This is a genomic window from Pseudarthrobacter phenanthrenivorans (genome assembly GCF_000813845.1).
GTDB classification, from domain to species: domain Bacteria; phylum Actinomycetota; class Actinomycetes; order Actinomycetales; family Micrococcaceae; genus Arthrobacter; species Arthrobacter phenanthrenivorans_B.
In genome coordinates this window covers 162,995-186,302 of sequence record NZ_JWTB01000024.1, presented here as the reverse complement: position 1 = coordinate 186,302, position 23,308 = coordinate 162,995, and the positions used below count along the sequence as shown (strand labels likewise).

Sequence of the window (23,308 nt, the reverse complement as noted above, 5' to 3'; positions counted from 1 at the left end):
CCGCGGCCCGGGCCCGTCTAGAGTAGGAGCCGTTGGCTGAAGGACCTGGAAGGGGAGCGATGAGGCCGCTGATGGACGTTACTGACCTTGAGGCCAGGCTCGCGGCCGGGCACCGGACCGTGCTGCTGGATGTGCGCTGGGTGCTGGGGGACCCGCACGGCCACGAACACTACCTTGCGGGACACCTGCCCGGCGCGGTGTTCGTGGACCTGGCCACGGAGCTCTCGGATCCAATGGTCCCGGACCGGGGCCGCCACCCGCTGCCGTCCGCGGCACAGTTCCAGGAATCGGCCCGCCGGTGGGGCATCAGGAACGGCGACGTCGTGGTGGCCTACGATGACAACGCCAACATGGCGGCGGCGAGGCTGTGGTGGATGCTGCGCGACGCCGGCCTCAGCGGGGCATGCCTGCTCGACGGCGGCCTGGCCGCCTGGCGTGCCGCCGGCCTGCCGCTGGAACGGGGTGGCGTCAACCCAGCCCCCGGTGACGTGCAACTGGGCAGTGGGCGGATGGCCGTGGTCGACGCCGCTGCCGCTGCAGAATGGCCGCATGCCGGCCTCCTGCTCGACGCGAGGGCGGGGGAGAGGTACCGCGGCGACGTCGAGCCGGTGGACCCCCGCGCCGGCCACATCCCCGGAGCCGTCAGTGCCCCTACCACCGGAAACGTGGACAGCGGCGGACGCTTCCTGCCGCCCGCGGAGCTGCGCCGGAAGTTTAAATCCCTGGGTGCACGACCCGGGCAGCCCGTTGCCGTGTACTGCGGGTCGGGTGTCACCGCGGCTCACGAGGTGGCGGCACTGGAGCTCGCCGGCTTCCAGGCCGCGCTCTATCCCGGCTCCTTCTCGGAATGGTCCAACCGTCCCGGCCTTCCAGTGGCTACAGGTCCGGAACCGGGGGAGGCCGCAGCGCCGGCTGGAAACTCCGCGGGACGCGGGGGTAGCGTCGCACTATGACACCAGGACGCCCCGTACCGCCGCCGCTAGCCAAACCCATTGCTCCTGCCGCTGATCCCACACCCGCCCGGCCCGCGCCGGACGGAGGCGTGCTTGCCGCCGCCTGGGGTGCTGCGTCCGGCGACAGCGGGCTGGTACCGCTCACCCTGGCCCGCCGCGCCCCCAAACCCGACGATGTTGAAATCGCCATCGACTTCTGCGGGCTCTGCCACTCCGACGTCCACGCCACCCGCGGTGAGTGGGGCGGCCAGGCCTACCCGCTGGTTCCCGGCCACGAAATCGTGGGAACCGTCAGCAGGACAGGAGCCAACGTCACCGAGTTCGCCGTGGGCGACCGCGTGGGCGTCGGCTGCATGGTGGACTCCTGCCGCGAGTGTGAAAGCTGCCTGGACGGCCTTGAGCAGTACTGCGAACAAGGCATGACCGGCACCTACGGCGCGAGGGACCGGCGGAACGGGGACACCATTACCCAGGGCGGTTATTCGTCGTCCATCGTGGTGGACCGACGCTATGTCCTCCGCGTACCGGAGTCGCTGGATCCGGCCGCCGCTGCGCCCCTGCTGTGTGCCGGCGTCACCACCTATTCGCCGCTCCGGCACTTCGACGCCGGGGAGGGCGATGTGGTGGGCGTGGTGGGCCTGGGCGGGCTGGGCCACATGGCCGTCAAGCTGGCCAAGGCCATGGGCGCGAAGGTGGTGGTGTTCACCACATCCGAATCCAAGGTTGCGGCCGCCCTGGACCTGGGGGCCGACGAGGTGGTCCTGTCCCGCGATGAGGCGGCCATGGCTGCTGCGAACCGCACCATCGACCTCATCATCGACACCGTGGCGGCCCCGCACGACCTGAACCCCTTCTTCCGCACCCTGCGCGTGGACGGCGCACTGTTCCAGCTGGGGCTGCCGTCCGAAGCCATGCCGCCGGTCAACCCGGGTGCCCTCATCCGCCGCAGGATCGCCTATGCCGGATCGCTGATCGGCGGCATCGCCGAAACACAGGAGATGCTGGATTTCTGCGCCGAGCACGGCGTGGCGGCTGATATCGAGATCGTGGCCGCAGGGTCACTGAATGAAGCCTACGACCGAATGGTCGCTGGAGACGTAAAGTACCGGTTCGTGCTGGACGCCAGCACGCTGCAGGCAGCAGCCGAGGAGGCAGACGCATGAGCACCCTGTTCACGAAAATCCTGAAGGGCGAGATTCCCGGCCGCTTCGTGTGGCGAGAGGACGACGTTTCGGCGTTCCTGACCACCGGGCCCCTGGCTGACGGGCACACCCTCGTTGTTCCCACCGAGGAAGTGGACCGCTGGACGGATGCCCGGCCGGAAACCCTCGCCAAGGTCATGGAAGTGGCACGCCGGATCGGCGCCGTCCAGGTGGACATCTTCGGTGCCCGGCGGGCCGGCCTGATCGTGGCGGGCTACGAAGTCAACCACCTGCACGTCCACGTGTGGCCGTCCCGCAGCATGGCCGACTTCGACTTTGGCTCTGCCGACCAAAACCCGGACCCTGCAGTCCTGGACGGCAACGCGGAAAAACTGCGCGAGGGCCTGCGCGCTGCCGGGTACGCGGAGTTCGTTCCCGCGTCCTAGCCGACGCAGACGCCCGCCGCAGCAGCGGCGGGCGTTGACGCGTCAGTCCCGGCGGGGCGTCATCGCCACCATGCCGGCGTAGGTGAAACCGCCGCCGAAACCGAACAGCAGGGCGGGAACGTCGGACGGGATGGTGCCGGCATGCCACCACTTGCTAAGGCCGAGCGGAACGCTCGCGGCGGACGTGTTCCCCGATTCGGTGACATCGGTGATGACGATCCTGTCCGTCATGCCCAAGGCATCGGCGAGCGGCTCAATGATGCGGAGGTTGGCCTGGTGCGCGGCCAGGACCTGGATGTCGTCCAGCGTCAGGCCGGCGCGGGCCACCACCTCGCGGGCACGTTCAGGAGCCTTGGTCAGGGCCCACCGCAGGACTTCGCGCCCGTTTTGGGAGAACCTGCCCGAGGGCGGGGAAATTTTGACGGCGTCGGCCATGCCTGCCTCCGAGCCCCAGACCACCGGGCCAATGCGGGGCGTGGCGGAGGGGCGGACGACGGCGGCGCCGGCACCGTCGGCGGTCAGGACTGCGGTGGCGCGGTCCGTCCAGTCCGTCACTGCGGAAAGGGTTTCAGCCCCCACGACGATCGCGTGGGTGGCGCTTCCGGTGCGGATCGCCTGGTCCGCCACCCCCAGTGCGTACTCGAAGCCGGAGCAGGCGGTGTTGACGTCCATGATTGCCGGACCGCGGCTGTCGCGGCCCAGGCCAAGTGCCTCCGCGACGCGGCCGGCGGTGTTGGGGGAGCGCTCTGCTGCCGTGGTGGTGGCCACCACTACGAGGTCGATGTCGGCAGCGGCAACCCCGGCATCGGCCAATGCCATGCGCGCGGCCGGGACGGCAAGGTCCACCACCGTCCCGCCGTCGGCAATGATGCGCCGCGTGACGATGCCCGTGCGTTGGCGGATCCACTCGTCGCTGGTATCCATCATCCCTTCGAGTTCGTGGTTGTCCATCACGCGCTCGGGCTGGGCATGGCCCAGGCCCGCAATCTCTGTCCCTGCCGGGCCGTCGGCAAGCGTGAGCTTCATTCGATTCCTCTCGTTGGGGACCGCTGCTAGGCGGGGGCGAGTGCCTTGTTGAGTACGGTGCGGATGCGTTTCTCAGACACGGAGTAGGCGGTTCCGAGTTCGACGGCGAACAGGCTGACCCGGAGTTCCTCAAGCATCCAGCGCACCTGGGTTAACTCCCGGCCGGCACGGCGCCCCGGCTGCAACGCCGAGACGGCATCGTCGTAGTCGTCCTCAAGCCGCTGGACAATGGCCATGTTCAGGGCATCCCGCTGGACGTTCCCGGGCAAGCGTTCAAGCCGTTTCTCGATGGCCGCCAGATACCTGGGCAGCTGGCTGAGCTGGGCGTAGCCCGTGCGTGCCACAAACCCCGGATACACCAGTTGTCCGAGCTGGCTCTTGATGTCGTTCAGGGCACTGATCAGGGCCAGGCTGGTGGTCCCCTTGAGCTGCTTCTCGATCCGCCGGGTACTGGCGAGGATGCGCTCAACGGTGGCCGTGACGGAGAAGACGGTATCGATCAGCTCAGCACGGACCACCTCATAAAGGGCATCGAAGGCCCGGCGGTCCCACGGAAGGTCCGCGGGCGTGAGCTTGTCGATGGCGGCCAGGGCACAGTCGGCAATGAGTGCGGACACCGACCCGTGGGGGTTTTGGCTGAAGGTGAGTTTCTCCGTGTTGCTCAGGTGCTCCAGGACGTAGCGGTCCGGTGCCGGCACGCGCAGGGCCAGCAGCCGGATAACCCCGCCGCGCATGGCGTCCTGTTGCTCCTCCGGGCTTTGGAATACGCGCAGTGCCACGGAGGTGCCTTGGTCCACCAGCGCGGGATAGCCGGTGACCGTGTGGCCTTTGACCATGCTGCTGACCTGGCGCTCGATGGTGCCGAAGCTCCATTCCGTCAGGCCCTCCTGCTCCACGAACCCGGCCGCCGCCCGGCTGCCCGGGACCGTGGCGGCCTGTTGCCCCTGCTGCCGCCCGCCGTCGGGCGCTTTGCCGTTCCCGCCCGGCGCCCTGCCGGCCTTGCCCGGCGCGGCCGTGGCGGGGGTGGCGCCGAGGGACTCGGCGATGGCACGCCGGGTGGCAGGGGCAAGACGCTCCTGGAGCTCTGCAAGGTCCTTGCCTTCGCCCAGCACCTTGCCCTTGCTGTCCACTACCTTGAAGCTCATGCGCAGGTGCGGGGGGACAGCGTCCCAGTTCCAGGACCCGGGCGGGATGACCGCGCCCCGGATCCGCCGCAGCGCCAGTTCCAGCGACGGCTCCAGCTCATCCTTTTCCGGGTCGAAGTCCGCCTCGAGGACGGCTACCGCCTGGCGGGCAACATCGGGCGCCGGGACGAAATTCTTCCGGATCTGCTTGGGCAGCGACTTGATCAGGGCGGTCACCAGCTCAGCGCGCTGCCCCGGAATCAACCAGCGGAACGGGGCGTCGTCGAGCTGGTTGAGGAACAGCACCGGCACCTCGGCCGTGACGCCGTCAGAGGGGTCCGGCGTGGATCCGGGCGCCACCGGATGGAATTCATACCCCAGCGGTAGTTCAAAACCCTTGTGCAGCCACGTCTTCGGGTACGCGGAGTCGTCCAGTTCGTCGGCGTCGTCACTGAGGAGCAGCGATTTGTCGTAGTCCAGCAGGTCCGGGTTCTCCCGGCGCGCCTCCTTCCACCATTTGTCGAAGTGCCGCTCGGACACCACCTCGGGGCCGATCCTGGCGTCATAGAACTCGAACAGCGTCTCGTCGTCCACCAGCAGGTCGCGGCGGCGCATCCGGGCCTCGAGTTCCTCCACCTCATGCAGGAGGGCGCGGTTGCGGTGGAAGAACTTGTGGTGGGTGCGCCAGTCGCCTTCCACCAGGGCATGCCGGATGAACAGTTCCCGGGCAACCACGGGATCCACCCGGCCGTAATTGATCCGCCGCTGGGCGATGATCGGAACACCGTAGAGAGTGACCTTTTCATAGGCCATGACGGCGCCCTGCTTGGTGGACCAGTGGGGTTCGCTGTAGCTGCGCTTCACCAGGTCCGGGGCCACCTGTTCAGCCCATACCGGATCGAATTTGGCGGCCACCCGTGCCCACAGCCGGCTGGTCTCCACCAGCTCGGCTGCCATGACAAACGTGGGGGACTTCTTGAACAGTGCCGATCCGGGGAAGATCGCGAAGCGGCTGCCCCGGGCGCCGGCGTATTCGCGCTTGCGCTCGTCCAGGATGCCGATGTGGCTCAGCAGCCCGGCGAGGAGGCTGATGTGGATCCCGTCGTGGTTGCCCACGGGGTCCGCCGGGCGCTTGTTGTCCAGGGTGATGCCCAGCGGCCGGGCGAGCTGGCGCAGCTGGGTGAAGAGGTCCTGCCATTCCCGGACACGCAGGTAGTTGATGAATTCGGCGCGGCACAGCCGGCGGAAGGCCGACGACGACAGCTCCTGCTGCTTCTCCTGCAGGTAGTTCCAAAGGTTCAGGAAGCCGGTGAAGTCCGAGTTCTCGTCCCGGAAGCGGTTGTGCTTTTCCGCGGCCAGCTGCTGCTTGTCGGTGGGCCTTTCCCGGGGGTCCTGGATGGTGAGCGCGGCGGCCAGGATCATGACCTCCCGGACACAGCCGCGTTTTCCGGCCTCCACGATCATCCGGCCCAGGCGCGGATCAACAGGCAGCTGGGCGAGTTTTTGTCCGACGGCGGTGAGGCCGCCGCCCTGGGACTGGCCCCGGCCGTTGCCGGCGGCGGCGCCGGCCTTGCCCTGCTGGGGGCGTGCGGGAGCCAGTGCGCCGAGCTCGCGGAGGAGGGTGACGCCGTCGTTGATGGCCCGTGTTTCCGGGGGCTCCACGAAGGGGAACTCCTCGACATCCTTCGGACCCCTTGCCACGCCCATGGCCGTCATCTGCAGGATGACGGCCGCGAGGTTGGTCCGGAGGATTTCGGGATCGGTAAACCGGGGCCGGGACTCGAAGTCCTCTTCCGAGTACAGGCGGATCGCGATGCCGTCGGACACCCGGCCGCAGCGGCCCGAGCGCTGGTTGGCCGAAGCCTGCGAGACCCGCTCGATGGGCAGGCGCTGGACCTTGGTGCGGTGCGAATAGCGGGAAATGCGCGCCGTTCCGGTATCGATCACATACTTGATGCCCGGCACGGTCAGCGATGTTTCCGCCACGTTGGTGGCCAGCACGATGCGGCGTTTGCTGCCCGGATGGAACACCTTGTGCTGCTCCTGCAGGCTCAGCCGGGCAAACAGGGGGAGGATCTCTGTGTTGGCCAGCCTGCGGTTGGACTGGACACGGGCCTGCAGTGCCTCCGCGGCATCGCGGATTTCGCGTTCGCCCGAGAAGAAGACCAGGATGTCGCCGGGAGCCTCCGCGGCGAGTTCGTCCACGGCATCGCAGACGGCGTCGAGCGGATCCCGGTCCTCCTCGAGTTCATCGTCCGAGGCGTCGTCATCGTCGGCCTTCGGCTGCGACAGCGGGCGGTAGCGGATTTCCACGGGGTAGGTCCGGCCCGACACTTCGATAATCGGCGCCGGGTTGTCCGGGGTGCCGAAGTGGTTGGCGAACCGCTCGGGATCGATGGTGGCCGAGGTGATGATGACTTTCAGGTCCGGCCGCTGCGGCAGGACCCGTTTCAGGTAGCCCAGGATGAAGTCGATGTTGAGGCTGCGTTCGTGGGCCTCGTCAATGATGATGGTGCTGTATTTGCGCAGCAGCTTGTCCCGCTGGATTTCGGCGAGCAGGATCCCGTCCGTCATCAGCTTGACCTTGGTTGCCTTGCTGACCTCGCCCGTGAAGCGGACCTGGAAGCCAACCTCCTGGCCGATCTCCACGCCGAGTTCTTCCGCGATGCGCTCGGCCACGGTGCGGGCCGCAAGCCGCCGGGGCTGGGTGTGTCCAATCAGGCCTTTGTCGCCGAGGCCCAGCTCCAGGCACATCTTGGGGATCTGGGTGGTCTTCCCGGAGCCGGTTTCCCCGGCGATGATGGTCACCTGGTTGGCGGCGATCGCGGCCATCAGGTCCTCGCGGCGCTCGGAAACAGGCAGCTCGGCGGGATAGGAAATATGAAAAGTCATGGCTGCAGACAGTCTACTGCCGTCGGGTACGGCCACAGGGCTCAGGCGGAACCCGGGCCGGACTCCTCAGCGGCAGCGCGGGCAGTATCCACCAGGATCCGCCACGGCCCCGTGAGGGCGTGCTCGGGCAGTGCGGCCCGGCGCTGCCCGGCAGTGATCGAGTACATGAACCGGTCCGGCTGCGGCGCCTCGAAGGCGGCGGCTGCTGCCCGCGGGGTGCTGGGAACCGCATCCCACGGGCAGGCCTCGACGATGGGCTGCCACTGGTTGAGGTCACTGTCCGACCGGGCGTCCACCGTCCATACCCGGGTGACTGCCGCCATACCGCCGGTGCGCTCAACCTTGATTTTCATGGCTCTTACTCCGGGCTTCCTTTGGCCCGGGCGGCCGGTATTCAGGCGGCCGGGGCAGCGGTTAAACCTTGACCTTCACAGTTTCCCACGCACGGACCACGGCGTCATGCTCCGTGGAGCCTGCGCCGAAAAGGTCCGTGGCAGCCCGCGCAGTGGCCCGGGCGAAGACGGCGAACGTTGCACCGGGCGGCAGTGAGCCGTTGGTGAGCGTTTCGTACCAGATGCGGCCGGGCGTGTCCCAGGCATATCCGCCCACAGCCTCCGCGACAAGGTAGAAGGCACGGTTGGGGATGCCGGAGTTGATGTGGACCCCGCCGTTGTCCGCGCTGGTCCGGACGTACGTGTCCATGGAGTCCGGCTGCGGGTCCTTGCCCAGCACGTCGTCGTCGTACGCCGTTCCAGGTTCCTTCATGGACCGAAGGGCCACGCCCTGGACAGTGGGCGTGAAGAGTCCCTCACCGATCAGCCAGGTTGCCTCCGCCGAGGTTTGGTTCTTCACGTACTGCTCAACAAGCGCGCCGAAGACGTCGGACATCGATTCGTTCAGGGCCCCTGCCTGGTTCCGGTAGGCAAGCCCCGCCGAGTACTGGGTCACGCCGTGCGCCAGTTCGTGGCCGATGACGCTGACGCTCCTGGTGAACCGTTCGAAGACTTCACCGTCGCCGTCACCGAACACCATCTGGCTTCCATTCCAGAAGGCGTTGTCGTAAAGCTTTCCAAAGTGCACGGTGGCGTCCAGCCTCAACCCGCTGCCGTCAACGGAGTCGCGGCCGAAGGCGTCGGCGTAAAGACGGTGCGTGTGCCCCAGTGCGTCGTAGGCTTCGTCGGCAGCTGCGTCCCCGGTGGCGGGTCCGCCTTCGCCGCGGACCTGCCGGCCCGGAAGCGACTCCCCGCCGGCAGCATCGTAGATGGTCCGGTTGGCCGGGCCCGGCTTGACCTGCCGTACGCCGGGCGGGAGCGCCGGTGTTGCCTGTGCCCGTGCAGACTGGAATGACTCCACGTGGCCCAGCGCTTTCCTGGCGGCGCTGGCCGCGGACGAGTATCCGGGCGCATCCTGCTGCGCGAGCCGCCGCAGCAGGTAGGGCGGAACGATCGAACAGAACTGACTGTGCATGGTGTACTCCCTCAGCTAGGTGTTTTCAGGCTACGAGGAGCCACCGACAATCGGCGGGACGCCGACACCCGGATTTTGCCGCCACCGGCGCCGCTGCAGCGGGCTGACGTGGGTACGGTAGGCGCATGCCGGAAACCGAAAAACGCACCAAGCCCAGCTCCACCCTGCTGACGGTCATCGTTGCCTTCGCGGCCAACACCCTCGTGGCGGCGGCCAAAACGGTGGCCGCCGTCCTGTCGGGCTCGGCTTCCATGGCCGCCGAAGCCGCGCATTCGTGGGCCGACACCGGAAACCAGGTGTTCCTGTTCTTCGCCGAACGCCGGTCTGCCCGCCCGCGCGACAAGAGCCACCCGATGGGCTACGGCCGGGAAGCCTACGTATGGTCCATGTTCGCCGCGTTCGGACTCTTCACCGCCGGCGCCGTGGTGTCGATCATGCACGGCGTCCAGCAGATTATTGAACCGGAGCCCGCGGCCGACTTCGCGATTGCCTACATCGTCCTGGCCGTGGCGTTCGTCTTCGAGGGGATCTCCTTCGTCCAGGCATTCCGGCAGACCCGCAAGGCCGCCCATGAACTGGACCGGCACACCCTTGAGCAGGTCCTCATCAGCTCCGATCCCACCCTTCGCGCTGTCTTCGCCGAGGACGCCGCCGCCTTGATTGGGCTGGTCGTGGCCTTCCTGGGCGTGTTCCTGCACCAGGTCACCGGATCGCCGCTGCCCGACGCCATCGGATCCATCGCGGTGGGCGTGCTGCTGGCCGTCGTCGCCGTCGTCCTGATTGACCGCAACCGGCGCTTCCTGGTGGGCCAGGGCGTCACGCCGGACATCGAACGGTCCATGGCCCGGCGCGTGCTGGAGCACCCGGAGATCGCCCGGCTGACGTACCTGCACCTGGAATTTGTTGGGCCGCGGAAACTGTACCTCGTTGCCGCAGTGGACCTGCAGGGGGACCACCCGGAGCACGAAGTGGCGGTGGTCCTGCGCCGGATCGAGCGGGAACTGGAGGACCACGAAACCGTGGAGGAAGCAGTGCTGACGCTCGCCACCCTGGACGAGGCGGCGTTACGCTTCCAGGACTGACCGGCGGAAACGAAAAACCCCGCCGCTTCACTGAAGCGGCGGGGTTTTCTCTGTGCCCTCGGTAGGATTCGAACCTACGGCCTTCTGCTCCGGAGGCAGACGCTCTATCCCCTGAGCTACGAGGGCAATCCGGATATCCTGCCGTTCCCGGCGGGACGTCCTAGAGCTTAGCAGGAAGGTGGCCCGCAAGGGAAAACCGGCGCCACGGCCCTGCCGCGAAGCCCAGCCAGGCAGCTTCAGCAGCCCCGGAAGGAGCCCGCCCCGTCCCGGGCCCGTTCCACCGGGGCGGCGGGGACGACGCTTCGAATTCTTTGCTGTCACCGGCCCCCGGTAGGCTAGAGGGGTGACTCCCGAAGAACTTTCCCTCGCCATATCCGCCTGCCTCAAGGACGCCGTCGCTGCCGGCGATATTGCCCTTGCGGAATCAGCCATTCCGGCTGACGTGCGCGTGGAGAGGCCCAAGAACCGGGACCACGGCGACTGGGCCACGAACATCGCCCTGCAGCTGGCCAAGCAGGCCGGCACCAATCCGCGCGAATTTGCCGGCATCCTCAGCACCCGGCTGAAGTCCATCAACGGGGTGTCCGCCGTTGATATAGCGGGCCCGGGCTTCCTGAACATTACGGTGGACGCCGCAGCCGCCGGCGCCCTGGCCAAGGCCATTGTCGAGGCCGGCAGGGACTACGGCACCAACACGGCGCTCGCGGGCCACACCGTGAACATGGAATTCGTGTCCGCGAACCCCACCGGGCCGCTCCACATCGGACACACGCGCTGGGCCGCGCTGGGGGATTCGATCGCCCGCGTGCTGCGCGCCTCCGGGGCGGACGTCACGGCCGAGTACTACATCAACGACGCCGGCTCGCAGATGAACACCTTCGCCACCTCCGTCTACAACCGGCTCCACGGCCTTCCCGTGCCGGACGGCGGCTACCCGGGGCAGTACATCGCCGACCTTGGCCATGAGGTACTTACCGCGCACCCGGACATCCGCGAACTCACGGAGGTGGCGGCCCTGCCCGTCATCCGTGCCGCCGCCTACGAAGCGCAGATGAAGGACATCAAAGCCACCCTGGCGGACTTCGGCGTTGAGTTCGACGTCTTCTTCTCCGAGCAGGAACTGCACGACGCCGGGGCCATCGAAAGTGCCGTGGCGCGCCTCCGCGAGCAGGGACACGTGTTCGACGACGGCGGTGCGGTCTGGCTGCGGACTACGGACTTTGGCGATGACAAGGACCGGGTGATGATCCGCGCCAACGGCGAGCCCACCTACTTCGCCGCGGACGCTGCCTACTACCTTTCCAAGAAGGACCGCGGCTTCACGGAGAAGATCTACCTCCTGGGCGCCGACCACCACGGCTACATCAACCGGCTCAAGGCCATCGCTGCCGCCGCCGGCGACGATCCCGAGGTGAACATCGAGGTCCTGATTGGCCAGCTGGTGTCCGTCAACGGAGCCAAGCTGTCCAAGCGTGCAGGCAACATCATCGAGCTCAAGGACCTGATCGACTGGCTGGGCAAGGACGCCGTCCGTTACTCCCTGGCCCGGTTCCCCGCCGATTCGCCGCTGACCCTGGACCCGGAGCTGTTGAAGAAGAACAGCAACGAGAACCCGGTGTTCTACGTGCAGTACGCCCATGCCCGCTCCCGCGGCGCCGCCCGGAATGCGGTGGCAGCCGGCGTGCAACGCACCGTGGACGGCGCGGACAGCTTTGATGCTTCCCTGCTGGACCACGCCACGGAGAACGAATTGCTGTCCTACCTGGGCAGCTACCCGTCCATCGTGGCCAAGGCCGCCGAACTGCGCGAACCGCACCGCGTGGCACGCCACCTGGAGGCAATCGCCGGGGCCTACCACCGCTGGTACGACGCCTGCCGCATCGCCCCGATGGGTGACGAGGCCGTGACCGACCTCAACCGCACCCGCCTGTGGCTCAACGACGCCACCAGCCAAGTGCTGGCCAACGGGCTGGACCTGCTGGGCGTATCGGCGCCGGAACGGATGTAGGACCGATGACGAACACAGCAGCACAGGGTTCCCCGCTGGCCCCGGAGTGGCTCGCCGTCCCGGATGACCTGAACAAACTCCACGAACCGATGTGGGCCAAGGACGTCGCCCGCAACGCGGAGGGCGAACTCAGCATCGACGGCATCCCCGTCAGCGAGTTGCAGCGGCAGTACGGCACTCCGCTCTTCGTCATGAGCGAGAACGACTTCCGCGCCCGCGCCAGGGCCTTCAGCGACGCATTCAACGACGCCTTCGCCGATGTCTGCGGGGGAGTGGACGTCTACTACGCCGGCAAGTCATTCCTGTGCACCTCCGTGGTCCGCTGGGTGGAGGAAGAGGGACTGCGCCTGGACACGGCCTCCGGCGGCGAACTCGCCGTTGCCTACCGGGCCGGAATCCCCGGCGCGGACGTCGCGCTGCACGGCAACAACAAGTCCGACGGCGAGATCCACCGGGCGCTGGACATGGGCCTGGGGCGGATCGTGGTGGACAGCCTGGCCGAACTCCAGCGCGTGGGCAGCATCGCCGAGGCCCGCGGCGAACAGGCGAAGGTCATGCTGCGGCTCACCCCCGGCGTCCATGCCCACACGCACGAGTTCATCGCCACCGCCCACGAGGACCAGAAGTTCGGCCTCTCCATGGCGGCAGACACCACCGATGAGGCAGGCATCTCCGCCGCCGAGGAAGCGGTGGCAGCAGCGTCCGCCCATCCCGGCATCGAACTGCTGGGCCTGCACTGCCACATCGGCTCCCAGATCTTCGAGCCGGACGGCTTCGCGCTGGCCGCGGAGAAGCTGCTGCGCTTCCTGGCCGCCATGCAGGAAAAGTACTCCATCACCTTGCCGGAACTGGACCTCGGCGGCGGCTACGGCATTGCCTACACCCCCGTGGACACCCCGCGCCCCGCAGCGGAGATCGCGACGGCGATGGCCGCCGTCGTACGTTCCACCTGCGCCGAACTGGGCATCGACGCGCCGCGCATCTCCATCGAGCCCGGCCGCGCCATCGTGGGCAGCACCACCTTCACCCTCTATGAGGTGGGCACGCTGAAGACCGTCCGCGTGGACGCACCGGCCGCTTCCGGCGACGGTGACGCGGACAACAACGTTACGTATCCGCGCCGGTATGTTTCAGTCGACGGCGGCATGAGCGACAACGCCCGTCCGGTGCTGTACGACGCGGATTATTCGGCCGTGCTCGCGTCCCGGGCTTCCAATGCCGCCCCGCAGCTGTCCCGCGTAGTGGGCAAACATTGCGAGAGCGGCGACATAGTTGTTAGAGATGTATATCTGCCCGAGGACGTGGCAGCCGGTGATCTGCTTGCTGTACCGGGAACCGGCGCCTACTGCTGGGCCCTCTCGAGCAACTACAACTATCTGGCCCGGCCGGGCGTTGTCGCGGTGCGCGACGGATCTGCCCGGCTGATTGTCCGCGGGGAAACCGAAGAAGACCTGCTGAACCGCGACATGGGAGCCTGAATGACGGAAATGCGAACGCTGAAAGTGGCCCTGCTGGGCTGTGGCAACGTCGGAGCCCAGGTTGCGCGGATCCTCATTGAGGACGCCGATGCCCTTGCCGCCCGCACCGGCGCCCGGCTGCAGCTCAGCGGCATTGCCGTGCGCAACGTCAACGCCCCCCGCGACGTCGACCTGCCCCAGGAGCTCTTCACTACCGACGCCGAAACGCTGGTCAAGGACGCCGACCTGGTCATCGAGCTCATGGGCGGCATCGAACCGGCCCGCACGCTGATCCTCGCCGCGCTCCGCAATGGAGCCTGCGTGGTCACCGGCAACAAGGCGCTCCTGGCGCAGGACGGACCCACCCTCTACGAAGAGGCGGACAAAGCCGGCGTGCAGCTCTCCTATGAGGCCGCCGTCGCGGGAGCCATCCCCATCCTGCGCCCCATCCGGGACAGCCTCTCCGGCGACCGCATCACACGGGTGCTGGGCATCGTCAACGGCACCACCAACTTCATCCTGGACCAGATGGACACCACCGGTGCCCAGTTCCGCGACGCCCTCGCCGAAGCCCAGCGCCTTGGCTACGCCGAAGCGGACCCCACCGCCGACGTCGAAGGCCACGACGCCGCCGCCAAGGCGGCCATCCTTGCCTCGCTGTCCTTCCACACGCGCTTTTCCATGGACGACGTCCATTGCGAGGGCATCACGTCCGTCAGCGCCTCGGACATCGCCGCCGCCAAGGATGCAGGCTTCGTGATCAAACTGCTGGCCATCGCCGAGAAGCTCACCGATGCCGACGGCACTGAAGGCGTCTCCGTCCGCGTCCACCCCACGCTCCTGCCGCGCGAACATCCGCTGGCCGCCGTCCGCGGTGCGTTCAATGCCGTGTTCATCGAGGCCGAAAACGCCGGTGAGCTGATGTTCTACGGCCAGGGCGCCGGCGGTACCCCCACCGCCTCCGCGGTCCTGGGCGACCTCGTCTCGGCCGCCCGCCGGCTGGTCCTGGGCGGCCCCGGACGCACCGAAACCACCACCGGCCACGTTCCCGCGCTGCCCATCGACGCCGCCACCACCAGCTACTACATCGGCCTGGACGTCGCCGACCAGCCCGGCGTCCTGGCACGGATTGCCCAGCTCTTCGCCGAGCATGGCGTGTCCATCGAAATCATGCGGCAGACCATCCACCGGGATGCGGAATCCACCGTGGAATCCGCCGAACTGCGGATCGTCACCCACCGCGCGTCAGAGGCTGCCCTCGCAGCCACCGTCGAGGCCGTGAAGGGCCTTGACGTCATCAATTCAGTTACATCCGTTTTGCGGGTAGAAGGAGTCTAAGTGGCTCACCAATGGCGCGGTGTCATCCGCGAATACGCTGACCGTCTGCCCGTGACGGAGTCCACCAGGGTCATCACCCTGGGCGAGGGCGGCACCCCGCTGGTGCACGCGCAGAAGCTCTCCGAACTCACCGGCTCCGAGGTCTACCTCAAGGTCGAGGGCATGAACCCCACCGGATCCTTCAAGGACCGCGGGATGACCATGGCCATGACCGCAGCCGTCGCCTCTGGCGCCAAGGCCGTGGTGTGCGCCTCCACCGGCAACACCTCCGCGTCGGCCGCCGCCTACGCCACCGCCGCCGGCCTGAAGTGCGCCGTCCTGGTCCCCGAAGGCAAGATCTCCATGGGCAAGCTCAGCCAGGCCATCGCCCACGGGGCCACGCTGCTGCAGGTGGACGGCAACTTCGACAACTGCCTGGACATCGCCCGCAAGCTGGGGGAGTCCTACCCGGTGTTCCTGGTGAACTCCGTCAACCCGGCGCGCATCCAGGGCCAGAAGACCGGCGCGTTCGAAGTGGTCGATGCCCTGGGCGACGCCCCGGACATCCACGTCCTGCCGGTTGGCAACGCCGGCAACATCACCGCCTACTGGAAGGGCTACAAGGAGTACTCCGCTCCGTTTGAGTCCGACACCGCAGGAACGCTGCCCGCCGTGTCCACCAAAACACCCGCCATGTGGGGCTTCCAGGCCGCCGGTGCTGCACCGTTCGTCGCCGGCCACCCGATCACGGAGCCCGACACCATTGCCACGGCGATCCGGATCGGCAACCCTGCCTCCTGGGACGGTGCCGTTGGTGCCCGTGACGAGTCCGGCGGCCTCATCGATGCCGTCACCGACGAGGAAATCCTGAACGCCCACCGCTGGCTGTCGTCCAGGGAAGGCGTCTTCGTCGAGCCCGGTTCCGCCGCCGGCGTGGCGGGCCTGCTCAAGAAGCACGCCGCGGGTGAGGTGCCCACCGGAAAGACCATCGTCATCACCGTCACCGGGCATGGACTCAAGGACCCCCAGTGGGCGCTGCGCACCGAGGACGGCAGCGACGTCCAGCCGGTCAAGGTCCCCAACGATGTGGTCACCGTCGCCGCTGAACTGGGACTGGAAGAAAAATAGCCTTGGACACCACCTCGCAGGCCGCCGTCGGACTGCACCTGATTGAGCCGGGGCAGCGGGTCACCGTCCGCGTCCCCGCCACCAGCGCCAACCTGGGCCCCGGCTACGACAGCCTGGGCCTGGCGCTGGCGCTGCATGACACGCTGACCGTGGAAAGCCTGGACACCGATGAACTCGTGTTCGAGCTCAGCGGTGAAGGGGCAGACTCGCTTCCCCGGGATGCGAGCCACCTGGTGGTCCGCGCCATGGACGCCGCCTTCGAGCGGCTCGGCTTCCGCCACGGCGGCCTGAAGGTCACCGCCCGGAACGTGAATCCCCATGGCCGCGGGCTGGGCTCCTCAGCGTCGGCGGTGGTGGCTGCGGTATCGGCCGCCAACGCCATGGTCCCCGCGGAGGACCAGCGCGGCAAGGACTGGATCCTCCAGCTCACCAGCGAACTGGAAGGCCATCCCGACAACGTGGCACCGGCGATTTTCGGCGGACTGGCGCTGTCATGGCAGGACAGTGAGCAGTACAGCAGCACCAGGGCCGACGTGGCCGGTTCCGTCATCCCCATCGTGGCGGTACCCGACTTCGAACTCGCTACCGAAGCCGCACGCGCCCTGCTCCCCGCCTCGGTGGGGCACCACGCAGCGGCGATGAATTCAGGCCGTGCCGCCCTGCTGATCCACGCATTGACGCAAAAACCGGAGTTCCTGCTGCCCGGCACCGAGGACTACCTGCACCAGAGCTACCGTGCGGAGGCCATGCGGCCCAGTGCAGCGCTGATCGGCGCGCTGCGCAAGGCTGGCTACCCGGCTGTCGTTTCCGGCGCCGGGCCCACCGTCCTGGTGCTGGCGGACGGGGAGGCGCAGGCCGCGGATGCCGTGGCCTTCATCGAGGCCTTCACCGCGGAGAACACGCCGGACATCGGTTGGCGCGTACTGAAGCTCGCAGTGGACGTTGAAGGTGCTAAGGTGGACTTGCACCGGCGGTAATTCCGCCTATCTGATCTGCTCCTGCATTCAGTTGCTATTTGATCTACGACTGTGAATGTATTCCGGTGCCGCCTGCTTGGTCTGTCGCAGGAATCTGCAGCATCCAACTGCCCCTGAACCGTCAGTCCGGCGTTGCGCCACGGGCGCAGCGCAAGGTGAATCAGTATCCGGCCCTGCTGGCCGAAATCCAACCGGCAAGGCCGAAATCCCGGCTGCAGATCTGAACTGCAGCCCAGATCAAATCATCGCGTCCAGCTCCCAGTCTGGACGCCGTCGAGGGGGAAGGATCCTTCGTGACCGAAACCACTGAGCTGTCGCCAGCTGTGGAACACACAACTTCTGCTGCCGAATCAACGGCCGCACCCGCCAAGAGCAGCGGCCTCGCCGGCCTGAAGCTCGCCCAGCTGCAGGCCCTCGCCAGCCAGCTCGGTATTTCGGGCGGATCCCGCATGCGCAAGGGGGACCTGGTCTCGGCTATCTCCGCCCACCGTGCGGGCACCCTGACTGCCAAGGCTCCCGCGAAGTCCGCGGAAAAGACGCCGGAAAGCGCCCCGGCCGCAGCCGCACCCGCTGCTGCTCCCGAGGCTCCTGCCGCCGAAGCTCCCGCCGCCGAGGGCACCCGTGCCCGCGGCCGTGGCCGCAGCCGCCGCGCCGTCAGTGATGGTGTGGTTGCTCCCGCAGCCGAAGCTCCCGCAGCAGAAACCGCCGGCGCGCCCGCCGCCGCAGCCGCCGAGGCGCCGTCGGCCGCCCCTGCGGAAACCACCGAGGCAACGGAAGTCGCCCCCGAGCGCCGCCAGCCCCGCACCCGCAACCGCCGCCGCAGCGAAGCCGCTGCCGCTTCCATCCAGGAAGCCCCGGTGGAAACCCCGGCAGAGCAGCCGGCCGCGGACCAGCGTGGCGGCGACCAGCGCGGCGGCGACCAGCGCGCCGAGGCGCCCGCCGCGGAAGCGTCCGACGCCGGCCAGCGCACCGAACGCCGTGAAGGCGGGCGCACCCGGGGCCGCGACGGCGGCTCCCGCGACTCCGACGGTGGCCGCGACAACGCCGGCAGCCGCGAGGCGGGCCAGCGTGAAGCCAACCGCGACAACCGCGACAACGACGATACCGACGGCGGAAGCCGCCGGAACCGCCGTAACCGGCGCGACCGCAACGACCGTTCCGGCGGCCAGGACCGGGACAACTCCCGCAACGACCGCTTCCGGGACCGCAACGACCGCCGCCGCGGCCGCAACCAGGGCCCGGACGTGGACGACGTCGAAATCACCGAGGACGACGTCCTGCTGCCGGTCGCCGGCATCCTGGACGTCCTGGAGAACTACGCGTTCATCCGCACCTCCGGCTACCTGCCCGGCCCCAACGACGTCTACGTTTCGCTCGCACAGGTCAAGAAGTACAACCTGCGCAAGGGAGACGCCGTCGTCGGTGCGATCCGTGCACCCCGCGAGGGCGAGGACCGCAACCAGCAGTCCAACCGCCAGAAGTTCAACGCCCTGGTCCGCGTGACCTCGGTCAACGGCAAGACCCCTGAAGAGCTCAAGGACCGGGTCGAGTTCGCCAAGCTGGTCCCGCTCTACCCGTCCGAGCGCCTGCGCCTGGAGACCGACCCCAAGAAGATCGGTCCCCGCGTCATCGACCTCGTGGCGCCGATCGGCAAGGGCCAGCGCGGCCTGATCGTCTCCCCGCCCAAGGCAGGCAAGACGCTCATCCTGCAGTCCATCGCCAACGCGATCACCACCAACAACCCTGAGGTCCACCTCATGATGGTGCTGGTTGACGAACGGCCCGAAGAAGTCACGGACATGCAGCGCACCGTCAAGGGTGAGGTCATTGCCTCCACCTTCGACCGGCCCGCCGACGACCACACCACGGTGGCCGAACTCTCCATCGAGCGCGCCAAGCGCCTGGTGGAAATGGGCATGGACGTGGTGGTCCTGCTGGACTCCATGACCCGCCTGGGCCGTGCCTACAACCTGGCAGCACCGGCCTCCGGCCGCATCCTGTCCGGTGGCGTCGACTCCGCAGCCCTCTACCCGCCCAAGCGCTTCTTCGGTGCCGCCCGCAACATCGAAAACGGCGGCTCCCTCACCATCCTGGCCACCGCGCTCGTCGAGACCGGCTCCAAGATGGACGAGGTCATCTTCGAAGAGTTCAAGGGCACCGGCAACATGGAACTGCGCCTGTCCCGCCAGCTGGCGGACAAGCGCATCTTCCCCGCCGTGGACGTCAACGCGTCCGGCACCCGCCGCGAGGAGAACCTGCTCTCGCCCGAGGAAGTCAAGATCATGTGGAAGCTGCGCCGCGTCCTCTCCGGACTCGAGACCCAGCAGAGCCTTGAACTGCTCACCAACAAGATCCGGGAAACCCAGAGCAACGTCGAGTTCCTCATGCAGGTCCAGAAGACGACGCTTGGCGCGAAGTCGGATAACGACAAGTAGCTGAGTTAGGGGCGGGGTGCGGTTGCCTCGCGTGGTTCGCCGCGCGGGTTTTCCGCCCCCGCCTTCGTCGTTCGGTTTTGCCGCCCCCGCCCCTTCGCTGGGCGGCTTCACGATCTTCGATCGTTCGCCGCCCAGCTCCGGCAGGCCCGATGCCACTCCCGGGGCGGCAAAACCGAACGCCTCCTCAGCAGGGTCACCGGCCGTGCGGCTTCGTCGTTAAGTCACCAGCCGCTGTCCCGTTTTCGTTTGTTACTAGACTTGTACAAGTCGAAAGAGGTTTATAGATGTTTGAGTCCGTACAGGGCCTGCTTGATGAGCATGATGCCATCCAGGCGCAGCTGGGGGATCCTGCTGTTTATGCTGACCAGCGGCTTGCCCGGAAGCTGGGGCGGCGGTCGGCTCAGCTCAATGGGATTGTCGAGGCCTACCACAAGTGGGAAGGCCTCCGGGATGACCTTGCCGCTGCCAGGGAAATGGCTGCCGAGGATCCCGAGTTCGCCGCAGAGGTCCCTGAACTCGAGGCTTCGCTGGAGGTTGCTGCCGCCAAGCTGCGGCGCCTGCTGATTCCGCGCGATCCCGACGACGCCCGCAACGTGATCCTCGAGGTCAAGGGCGGCGAAGGCGGCGACGAAGCAGCCCTGTTCGCCGGCGACCTGCTGCGCATGTACACCCGGTACGCGGAGTCCCGCGGCTGGAAGACTGAAATCATTTCCGCCACCGAATCCGACCTCGGCGGTTACAAGGACGTCCAGGTGGCCGTCAAGGGCAACTCCAACGACCCCGCCGAGGGCGTTTACGCGCGGCTCAAGTTCGAAGGCGGCGTGCACCGCGTGCAGCGGGTTCCCGTGACCGAATCCCAGGGCCGCATCCACACCTCTGCCGCCGGCGTGCTGGTCCTCCCCGAGGTGGATGAGCCCGAAGAACTCGAAATCAGCCCCAACGACCTCAAGATCGATGTCTACCGGTCCTCGGGCCCCGGCGGCCAGTCCGTGAACACCACCGACTCCGCCGTGCGTATCACGCACCTTCCCACCGGCATCGTGGTGGCCATGCAGAACGAAAAGTCGCAGCTGCAGAACCGCGAGGCCGGCATGCGCGTCCTGCGGGCCCGCATCCTGGCGCACCAGCAGGAGCAGATCGACGCCGAGAACTCGGCCCAGCGCAAGTCCCAGATCCGCACCATGGACCGCTCGGAGCGCATCCGCACCTACAACTACCCGGAAAACCGCATCGCCGACCACCGCACCGGCTACAAGGCCTACAACCTTGACCAGGTCATGAACGGCGACCTGGAACCGGTAATCCAGTCGGCCATCGAAATGGACGAGCAGGCGCGGCTGGACGCCATCGGCGACTGACCGGACGCGTCCGATGACCGAGCCCACCCCTGAGGCGCACGCCCAGTCCCTGGCCGCAGCGGTCCGGGAGGCCGCTGCGCTCCTGGCTGAGGCGGGCGTCCCCAGCCCCCGGGCCGATGCCGAACTCCTCGCCGACCACCTCCTGAACGTCGGCCTGGGGCGGCTCCGCTCGCTGATGCTGGGCGACACTCCGGCGCCTGAGGGTTACGCCGGGCTTGTCGCCGAGCGTGCGCGCCGCATACCACTGCAGCACATCACCGGGGTGGCGCATTTCCGGTACCTCGAACTGGCCGTGGGGCCCGGGGTGTTCATCCCGCGCCCGGAGACCGAATCCGTGGTCCAGCTCGCCATCGACCACGTCCGGGGCATGTCCGCCCCGCGGATGGTGGACCTGGGCACCGGATCAGGGGCCATCGCAGGATCCCTGGCCTCCGAAGTTCCCGGCGCGGAGGTCCACGCCGTTGAATTCAGCCCGTTCGCGCACGCCTGGGCGGCGAAAAACCTTGCCCCCCTCGGCGTCGACCTCGTCCTGGGGGACCTGCGCCACGCCTTCCCGGAACTCAACGGGACAGTCGACGTCGTGGTGTCCAACCCGCCGTACATCCCGTCCGAGGCCATCCCCAACGAACCCGAAGTGGCGCTGCACGACCCGCCGGAGGCGTTGTACGGCGGGGGAGCGGACGGCATGGAACTTCCGACGGCGGCAGCCGCCACTGCCGCCCGGCTGCTGCGGCCCGGCGGCTACTTCGTCATGGAACACGCGGAAGTCCAGGCAGGCTGGATCGCCGCCATGCTGGCCAGGACGGGACGTTGGACCGCCATCACAACGCACCTGGACCTCAACGGCAAAGAGCGCGCCACCAGCGCCGTACTCGCTGACCAGGTCCCGAGGAATGAAAGAATGAGCCAGTGACCACAACTTATGACTGCACCATTGACGACGAACGGGCGCGGGGCCTGGAGCACGCGCAGCGCGCCATCAGCGAAAAGAAGTGCGTCGTGCTCCCCACGGATACGGTGTACGGCATCGGCGCGGACGCGTTTTCGCCCCAAGCCGTGACCATGCTCCTGGTATCGAAGGGGCGCAGCCGCACCATGCCCCCGCCGGTCCTGATTCCCCGGATCAATGCCCTGGACGGCCTGGCCACCGATGTTTCAGCAGATGCCCGCAAACTGGCGGAAGCTTTCTGGCCCGGCGGCCTCACCCTCATCCTGCACGCCCAGCCGTCCCTGGACTGGGACCTGGGCGAGACCAAGGGCACCGTGGCGCTGCGGATGCCCGCCGACGACGTCGCCCTGGAACTGCTCACCCTCACGGGCCCGCTTGCTGTTTCCTCCGCCAACCGCACCGGCCAGGCGCCGGCCCAGACCGCCGCCGCTGCACGGGACCAGCTGGCGGAATCCGTGGAGGTCTACCTGGAAGGCGGCCCGCGCCCCCTGGCGGGTGAAGCCGGGGTCCCCTCAACCATCGTGGATGCCACCGGCCCGCGGCTGCGCGTCGTGCGCAACGGTGCCGTAAGCCTGGACGAGCTGCGGGCACACGTCCCGGACGTCCTGGGCCTGGGCGAAATCCCGATGGCCGGCGAGGAACCGGTTACCGGGCCAGCCGCTGCCGGGAATGGTGCCGCGGAGGATGCAACGGACGACGCCGGACGGGCAGCTTCGTCAGGCTCGTCCGCCGTGACGGGTATCGAGGCAGAACCGGCCGGGCCTGCCGGGAACCAGCAGCCTTGATGGCGCTGGAGCGCCAGCAGATTCCCGTCCTGGACGTCCATGCCACCCCGCTGCGGGTTCCCGAACTGGTGGCGGAACTGAGCAGCTTCGTGGCGGATGGCGCTACCCGTACCGTCCTGGGCCACAACCTGCACAGCGTGACGCTGGCGTTGTCCGACGACGGATTCCGGCGCCTCTATGAGGACAGCGACGTCGTGCTCCTGGACGGGGCACCCGTGCTGTGGCTGTGGGGGAGGACCGGCAACGCCGAAGGCCCCGTCATGGATTACCGGCTGGGTTCAACGGACTGGCTGCCGGCGCTGGACCAGGTGCGCGGCCTTGACCGGATTGCCGTGATCGGTGCCGGTGCGGAAGCGAACGCCGGGGCAGTCAGCAGGCTGAAGGACATCGTTCCGGGCGCCCGCGTCTCAGGCTTTCCCGGTGAAGGATGGGGTCCTGAGCTGGAGGAGGCAGCCGTTGCCTGGCTGCACCGTGAACAGCCGCAGCTTGTCCTGCTTGGCCTGGGCATGCCGCTCCAGGAGGAAGTGCTGCAGCGGCGGCTGGCTGAGATGCCGCCTGCCGTGTACTGCGCCGTGGGCGGCGCCATCGAGCAGTTGGCGGGCGTCCAGAAGCTGGCCCCCCGGTGGCTGGGCAGGATGGGCCTGGAGTGGGCCTGGCGCCTGGTCCTGCATCCGCGCCGCGTCGCATACCGGGTCCTGGGCGAGCCCTGGGTCCTGCTTTGGCTCCTGGCCGCACGGCGGCTGAAGACAAAATCCTGAACGG

Annotated in this window: 18 protein-coding genes and 1 tRNA gene; 14 read left to right on the top strand and 5 right to left on the bottom strand. The window is 67.9% G+C overall.

Features of this window, described 5'->3' with window-relative positions; translation table 11 throughout:
• The first annotated feature begins 59 nt into the window (after positions 1-59).
• The 3 genes from RM50_RS13410 to RM50_RS13400 are packed head-to-tail and all read left to right on the top strand — an operon-like array spanning position 60 to position 2,541.
• The gene (locus tag RM50_RS13410) at positions 60-953 is read left to right on the top strand and encodes a sulfurtransferase (protein ID WP_043453454.1); all 894 of its coding nucleotides are present in this window, start codon (positions 60-62) and stop codon (positions 951-953) included.
• The gene (locus tag RM50_RS13405; RefSeq protein WP_043453451.1) at positions 950-2,116 is read left to right on the top strand and encodes an NAD(P)-dependent alcohol dehydrogenase; all 1,167 of its coding nucleotides are present in this window, start codon (positions 950-952) and stop codon (positions 2,114-2,116) included. The genes RM50_RS13410 and RM50_RS13405 overlap by 4 nt, the downstream gene beginning before the upstream one ends.
• Complete coding sequence (locus RM50_RS13400) at positions 2,113-2,541, top strand: HIT family protein (protein WP_043453448.1); 429 nt, start codon at positions 2,113-2,115, stop codon at positions 2,539-2,541. Before RM50_RS13405 ends, RM50_RS13400 begins: the two co-directional genes overlap by 4 nt.
• Before the next feature lie 42 nt (positions 2,542-2,583).
• On the opposite strand, the gene RM50_RS13395 is transcribed toward RM50_RS13400, so the two are convergent.
• The 4 genes from RM50_RS13395 to RM50_RS13380 all read right to left on the bottom strand — a co-directional run bounded on the left by RM50_RS13395 (position 2,584) and on the right by RM50_RS13380 (position 9,050).
• Complete coding sequence (locus tag RM50_RS13395; RefSeq protein WP_043453446.1) at positions 2,584-3,567, bottom strand: beta-ketoacyl-ACP synthase 3; 984 nt, start codon at positions 3,565-3,567, stop codon at positions 2,584-2,586.
• Positions 3,568-3,593: 26 nt separating this feature from the next.
• The gene (gene hrpA / locus RM50_RS13390) at positions 3,594-7,583 is read right to left on the bottom strand and encodes an ATP-dependent RNA helicase HrpA (RefSeq protein ID WP_043453444.1); all 3,990 of its coding nucleotides are present in this window, start codon (positions 7,581-7,583) and stop codon (positions 3,594-3,596) included.
• A 41-nt stretch (positions 7,584-7,624) separates the two neighbouring features.
• Positions 7,625-7,936, bottom strand: a complete 312-nt coding sequence (locus tag RM50_RS13385; protein ID WP_043453441.1) for a protealysin inhibitor emfourin — start codon at positions 7,934-7,936, stop codon at positions 7,625-7,627.
• 61 nt (positions 7,937-7,997) lie between these two features.
• Positions 7,998-9,050: a M4 family metallopeptidase gene (locus RM50_RS13380; protein ID WP_043453439.1), complete on the bottom strand. Its 1,053-nt coding sequence runs from the start codon at positions 9,048-9,050 to the stop codon at positions 7,998-8,000.
• A 125-nt stretch (positions 9,051-9,175) separates the two neighbouring features.
• Between RM50_RS13380 and RM50_RS13375 the strand changes: the two genes are divergently transcribed.
• Positions 9,176-10,132: a cation diffusion facilitator family transporter gene (locus tag RM50_RS13375; protein ID WP_043453436.1), complete on the top strand. Its 957-nt coding sequence runs from the start codon at positions 9,176-9,178 to the stop codon at positions 10,130-10,132.
• 53 nt (positions 10,133-10,185) lie between these two features.
• On the opposite strand, the gene RM50_RS13370 is transcribed toward RM50_RS13375, so the two are convergent.
• Positions 10,186-10,258: transfer RNA gene (locus RM50_RS13370), tRNA-Arg, on the bottom strand.
• Between the two features lie 217 nt (positions 10,259-10,475).
• Between RM50_RS13370 and argS the strand changes: the two genes are divergently transcribed.
• The 10 genes from argS (at position 10,476) to RM50_RS13320 (ending at position 23,304) form a co-directional block, all read left to right on the top strand.
• Positions 10,476-12,140, top strand: coding sequence for an arginine--tRNA ligase (argS, locus tag RM50_RS13365; RefSeq protein WP_043453433.1), 1,665 nt, complete (start codon positions 10,476-10,478; stop codon positions 12,138-12,140).
• Positions 12,141-12,145: 5 nt separating this feature from the next.
• On the top strand, positions 12,146-13,618 hold the full coding sequence (gene lysA / locus RM50_RS13360; RefSeq protein ID WP_043453431.1) for a diaminopimelate decarboxylase: 1,473 nt from the start codon (positions 12,146-12,148) through the stop codon (positions 13,616-13,618).
• On the top strand, positions 13,619-14,935 hold the full coding sequence (locus RM50_RS13355) for a homoserine dehydrogenase (protein WP_043453430.1): 1,317 nt from the start codon (positions 13,619-13,621) through the stop codon (positions 14,933-14,935).
• The gene (gene thrC, locus RM50_RS13350; RefSeq protein WP_043453428.1) at positions 14,936-16,042 is read left to right on the top strand and encodes a threonine synthase; all 1,107 of its coding nucleotides are present in this window, start codon (positions 14,936-14,938) and stop codon (positions 16,040-16,042) included.
• A 2-nt stretch (positions 16,043-16,044) separates the two neighbouring features.
• The gene (gene thrB, locus RM50_RS13345) at positions 16,045-17,019 is read left to right on the top strand and encodes a homoserine kinase (RefSeq protein WP_043453426.1); all 975 of its coding nucleotides are present in this window, start codon (positions 16,045-16,047) and stop codon (positions 17,017-17,019) included.
• 293 nt (positions 17,020-17,312) lie between these two features.
• Positions 17,313-19,454, top strand: a complete 2,142-nt coding sequence (gene rho / locus RM50_RS13340) for a transcription termination factor Rho (protein ID WP_043453424.1) — start codon at positions 17,313-17,315, stop codon at positions 19,452-19,454.
• Positions 19,455-19,738: 284 nt separating this feature from the next.
• The gene (gene prfA / locus RM50_RS13335; RefSeq protein ID WP_043453422.1) at positions 19,739-20,812 is read left to right on the top strand and encodes a peptide chain release factor 1; all 1,074 of its coding nucleotides are present in this window, start codon (positions 19,739-19,741) and stop codon (positions 20,810-20,812) included.
• Positions 20,813-20,825: 13 nt separating this feature from the next.
• Positions 20,826-21,725, top strand: coding sequence for a peptide chain release factor N(5)-glutamine methyltransferase (gene prmC, locus RM50_RS13330; protein ID WP_043453420.1), 900 nt, complete (start codon positions 20,826-20,828; stop codon positions 21,723-21,725).
• Positions 21,722-22,546, top strand: coding sequence for an L-threonylcarbamoyladenylate synthase (locus RM50_RS13325; protein ID WP_043453416.1), 825 nt, complete (start codon positions 21,722-21,724; stop codon positions 22,544-22,546). The genes prmC and RM50_RS13325 overlap by 4 nt, the downstream gene beginning before the upstream one ends.
• Positions 22,546-23,304 carry a WecB/TagA/CpsF family glycosyltransferase gene (locus RM50_RS13320; RefSeq protein ID WP_043453413.1) on the top strand — a complete coding sequence of 253 codons (759 nt, stop codon included), beginning with the start codon at positions 22,546-22,548 and terminating at the stop codon, positions 23,302-23,304. Before RM50_RS13325 ends, RM50_RS13320 begins: the two co-directional genes overlap by 1 nt.
• Positions 23,305-23,308 lie beyond the last annotated feature (4 nt).

Coding starts and splice junctions, on each gene's coding strand:
- hrpA (WP_043453444.1), bottom strand. CDS start 7,583: ATGACTTTTCATATTTCCTATCCCGCCGAGCTGCCTGTTTCCGAGCGC.
- RM50_RS13375 (WP_043453436.1), top strand. CDS start 9,176: ATGCCGGAAACCGAAAAACGCACCAAGCCCAGCTCCACCCTGCTGACG.
- RM50_RS13320 (WP_043453413.1), top strand. CDS start 22,546: ATGGCGCTGGAGCGCCAGCAGATTCCCGTCCTGGACGTCCATGCCACC.
- RM50_RS13400 (WP_043453448.1), top strand. CDS start 2,113: ATGAGCACCCTGTTCACGAAAATCCTGAAGGGCGAGATTCCCGGCCGC.
- RM50_RS13410 (WP_043453454.1), top strand. CDS start 60: ATGAGGCCGCTGATGGACGTTACTGACCTTGAGGCCAGGCTCGCGGCC.
- RM50_RS13405 (WP_043453451.1), top strand. CDS start 950: ATGACACCAGGACGCCCCGTACCGCCGCCGCTAGCCAAACCCATTGCT.
- lysA (WP_043453431.1), top strand. CDS start 12,146: ATGACGAACACAGCAGCACAGGGTTCCCCGCTGGCCCCGGAGTGGCTC.
- RM50_RS13355 (WP_043453430.1), top strand. CDS start 13,619: ATGACGGAAATGCGAACGCTGAAAGTGGCCCTGCTGGGCTGTGGCAAC.
- prfA (WP_043453422.1), top strand. CDS start 19,739: ATGTTTGAGTCCGTACAGGGCCTGCTTGATGAGCATGATGCCATCCAG.
- prmC (WP_043453420.1), top strand. CDS start 20,826: ATGACCGAGCCCACCCCTGAGGCGCACGCCCAGTCCCTGGCCGCAGCG.
- RM50_RS13395 (WP_043453446.1), bottom strand. CDS start 3,567: ATGAAGCTCACGCTTGCCGACGGCCCGGCAGGGACAGAGATTGCGGGC.
- RM50_RS13380 (WP_043453439.1), bottom strand. CDS start 9,050: ATGCACAGTCAGTTCTGTTCGATCGTTCCGCCCTACCTGCTGCGGCGG.
- RM50_RS13385 (WP_043453441.1), bottom strand. CDS start 7,936: ATGAAAATCAAGGTTGAGCGCACCGGCGGTATGGCGGCAGTCACCCGG.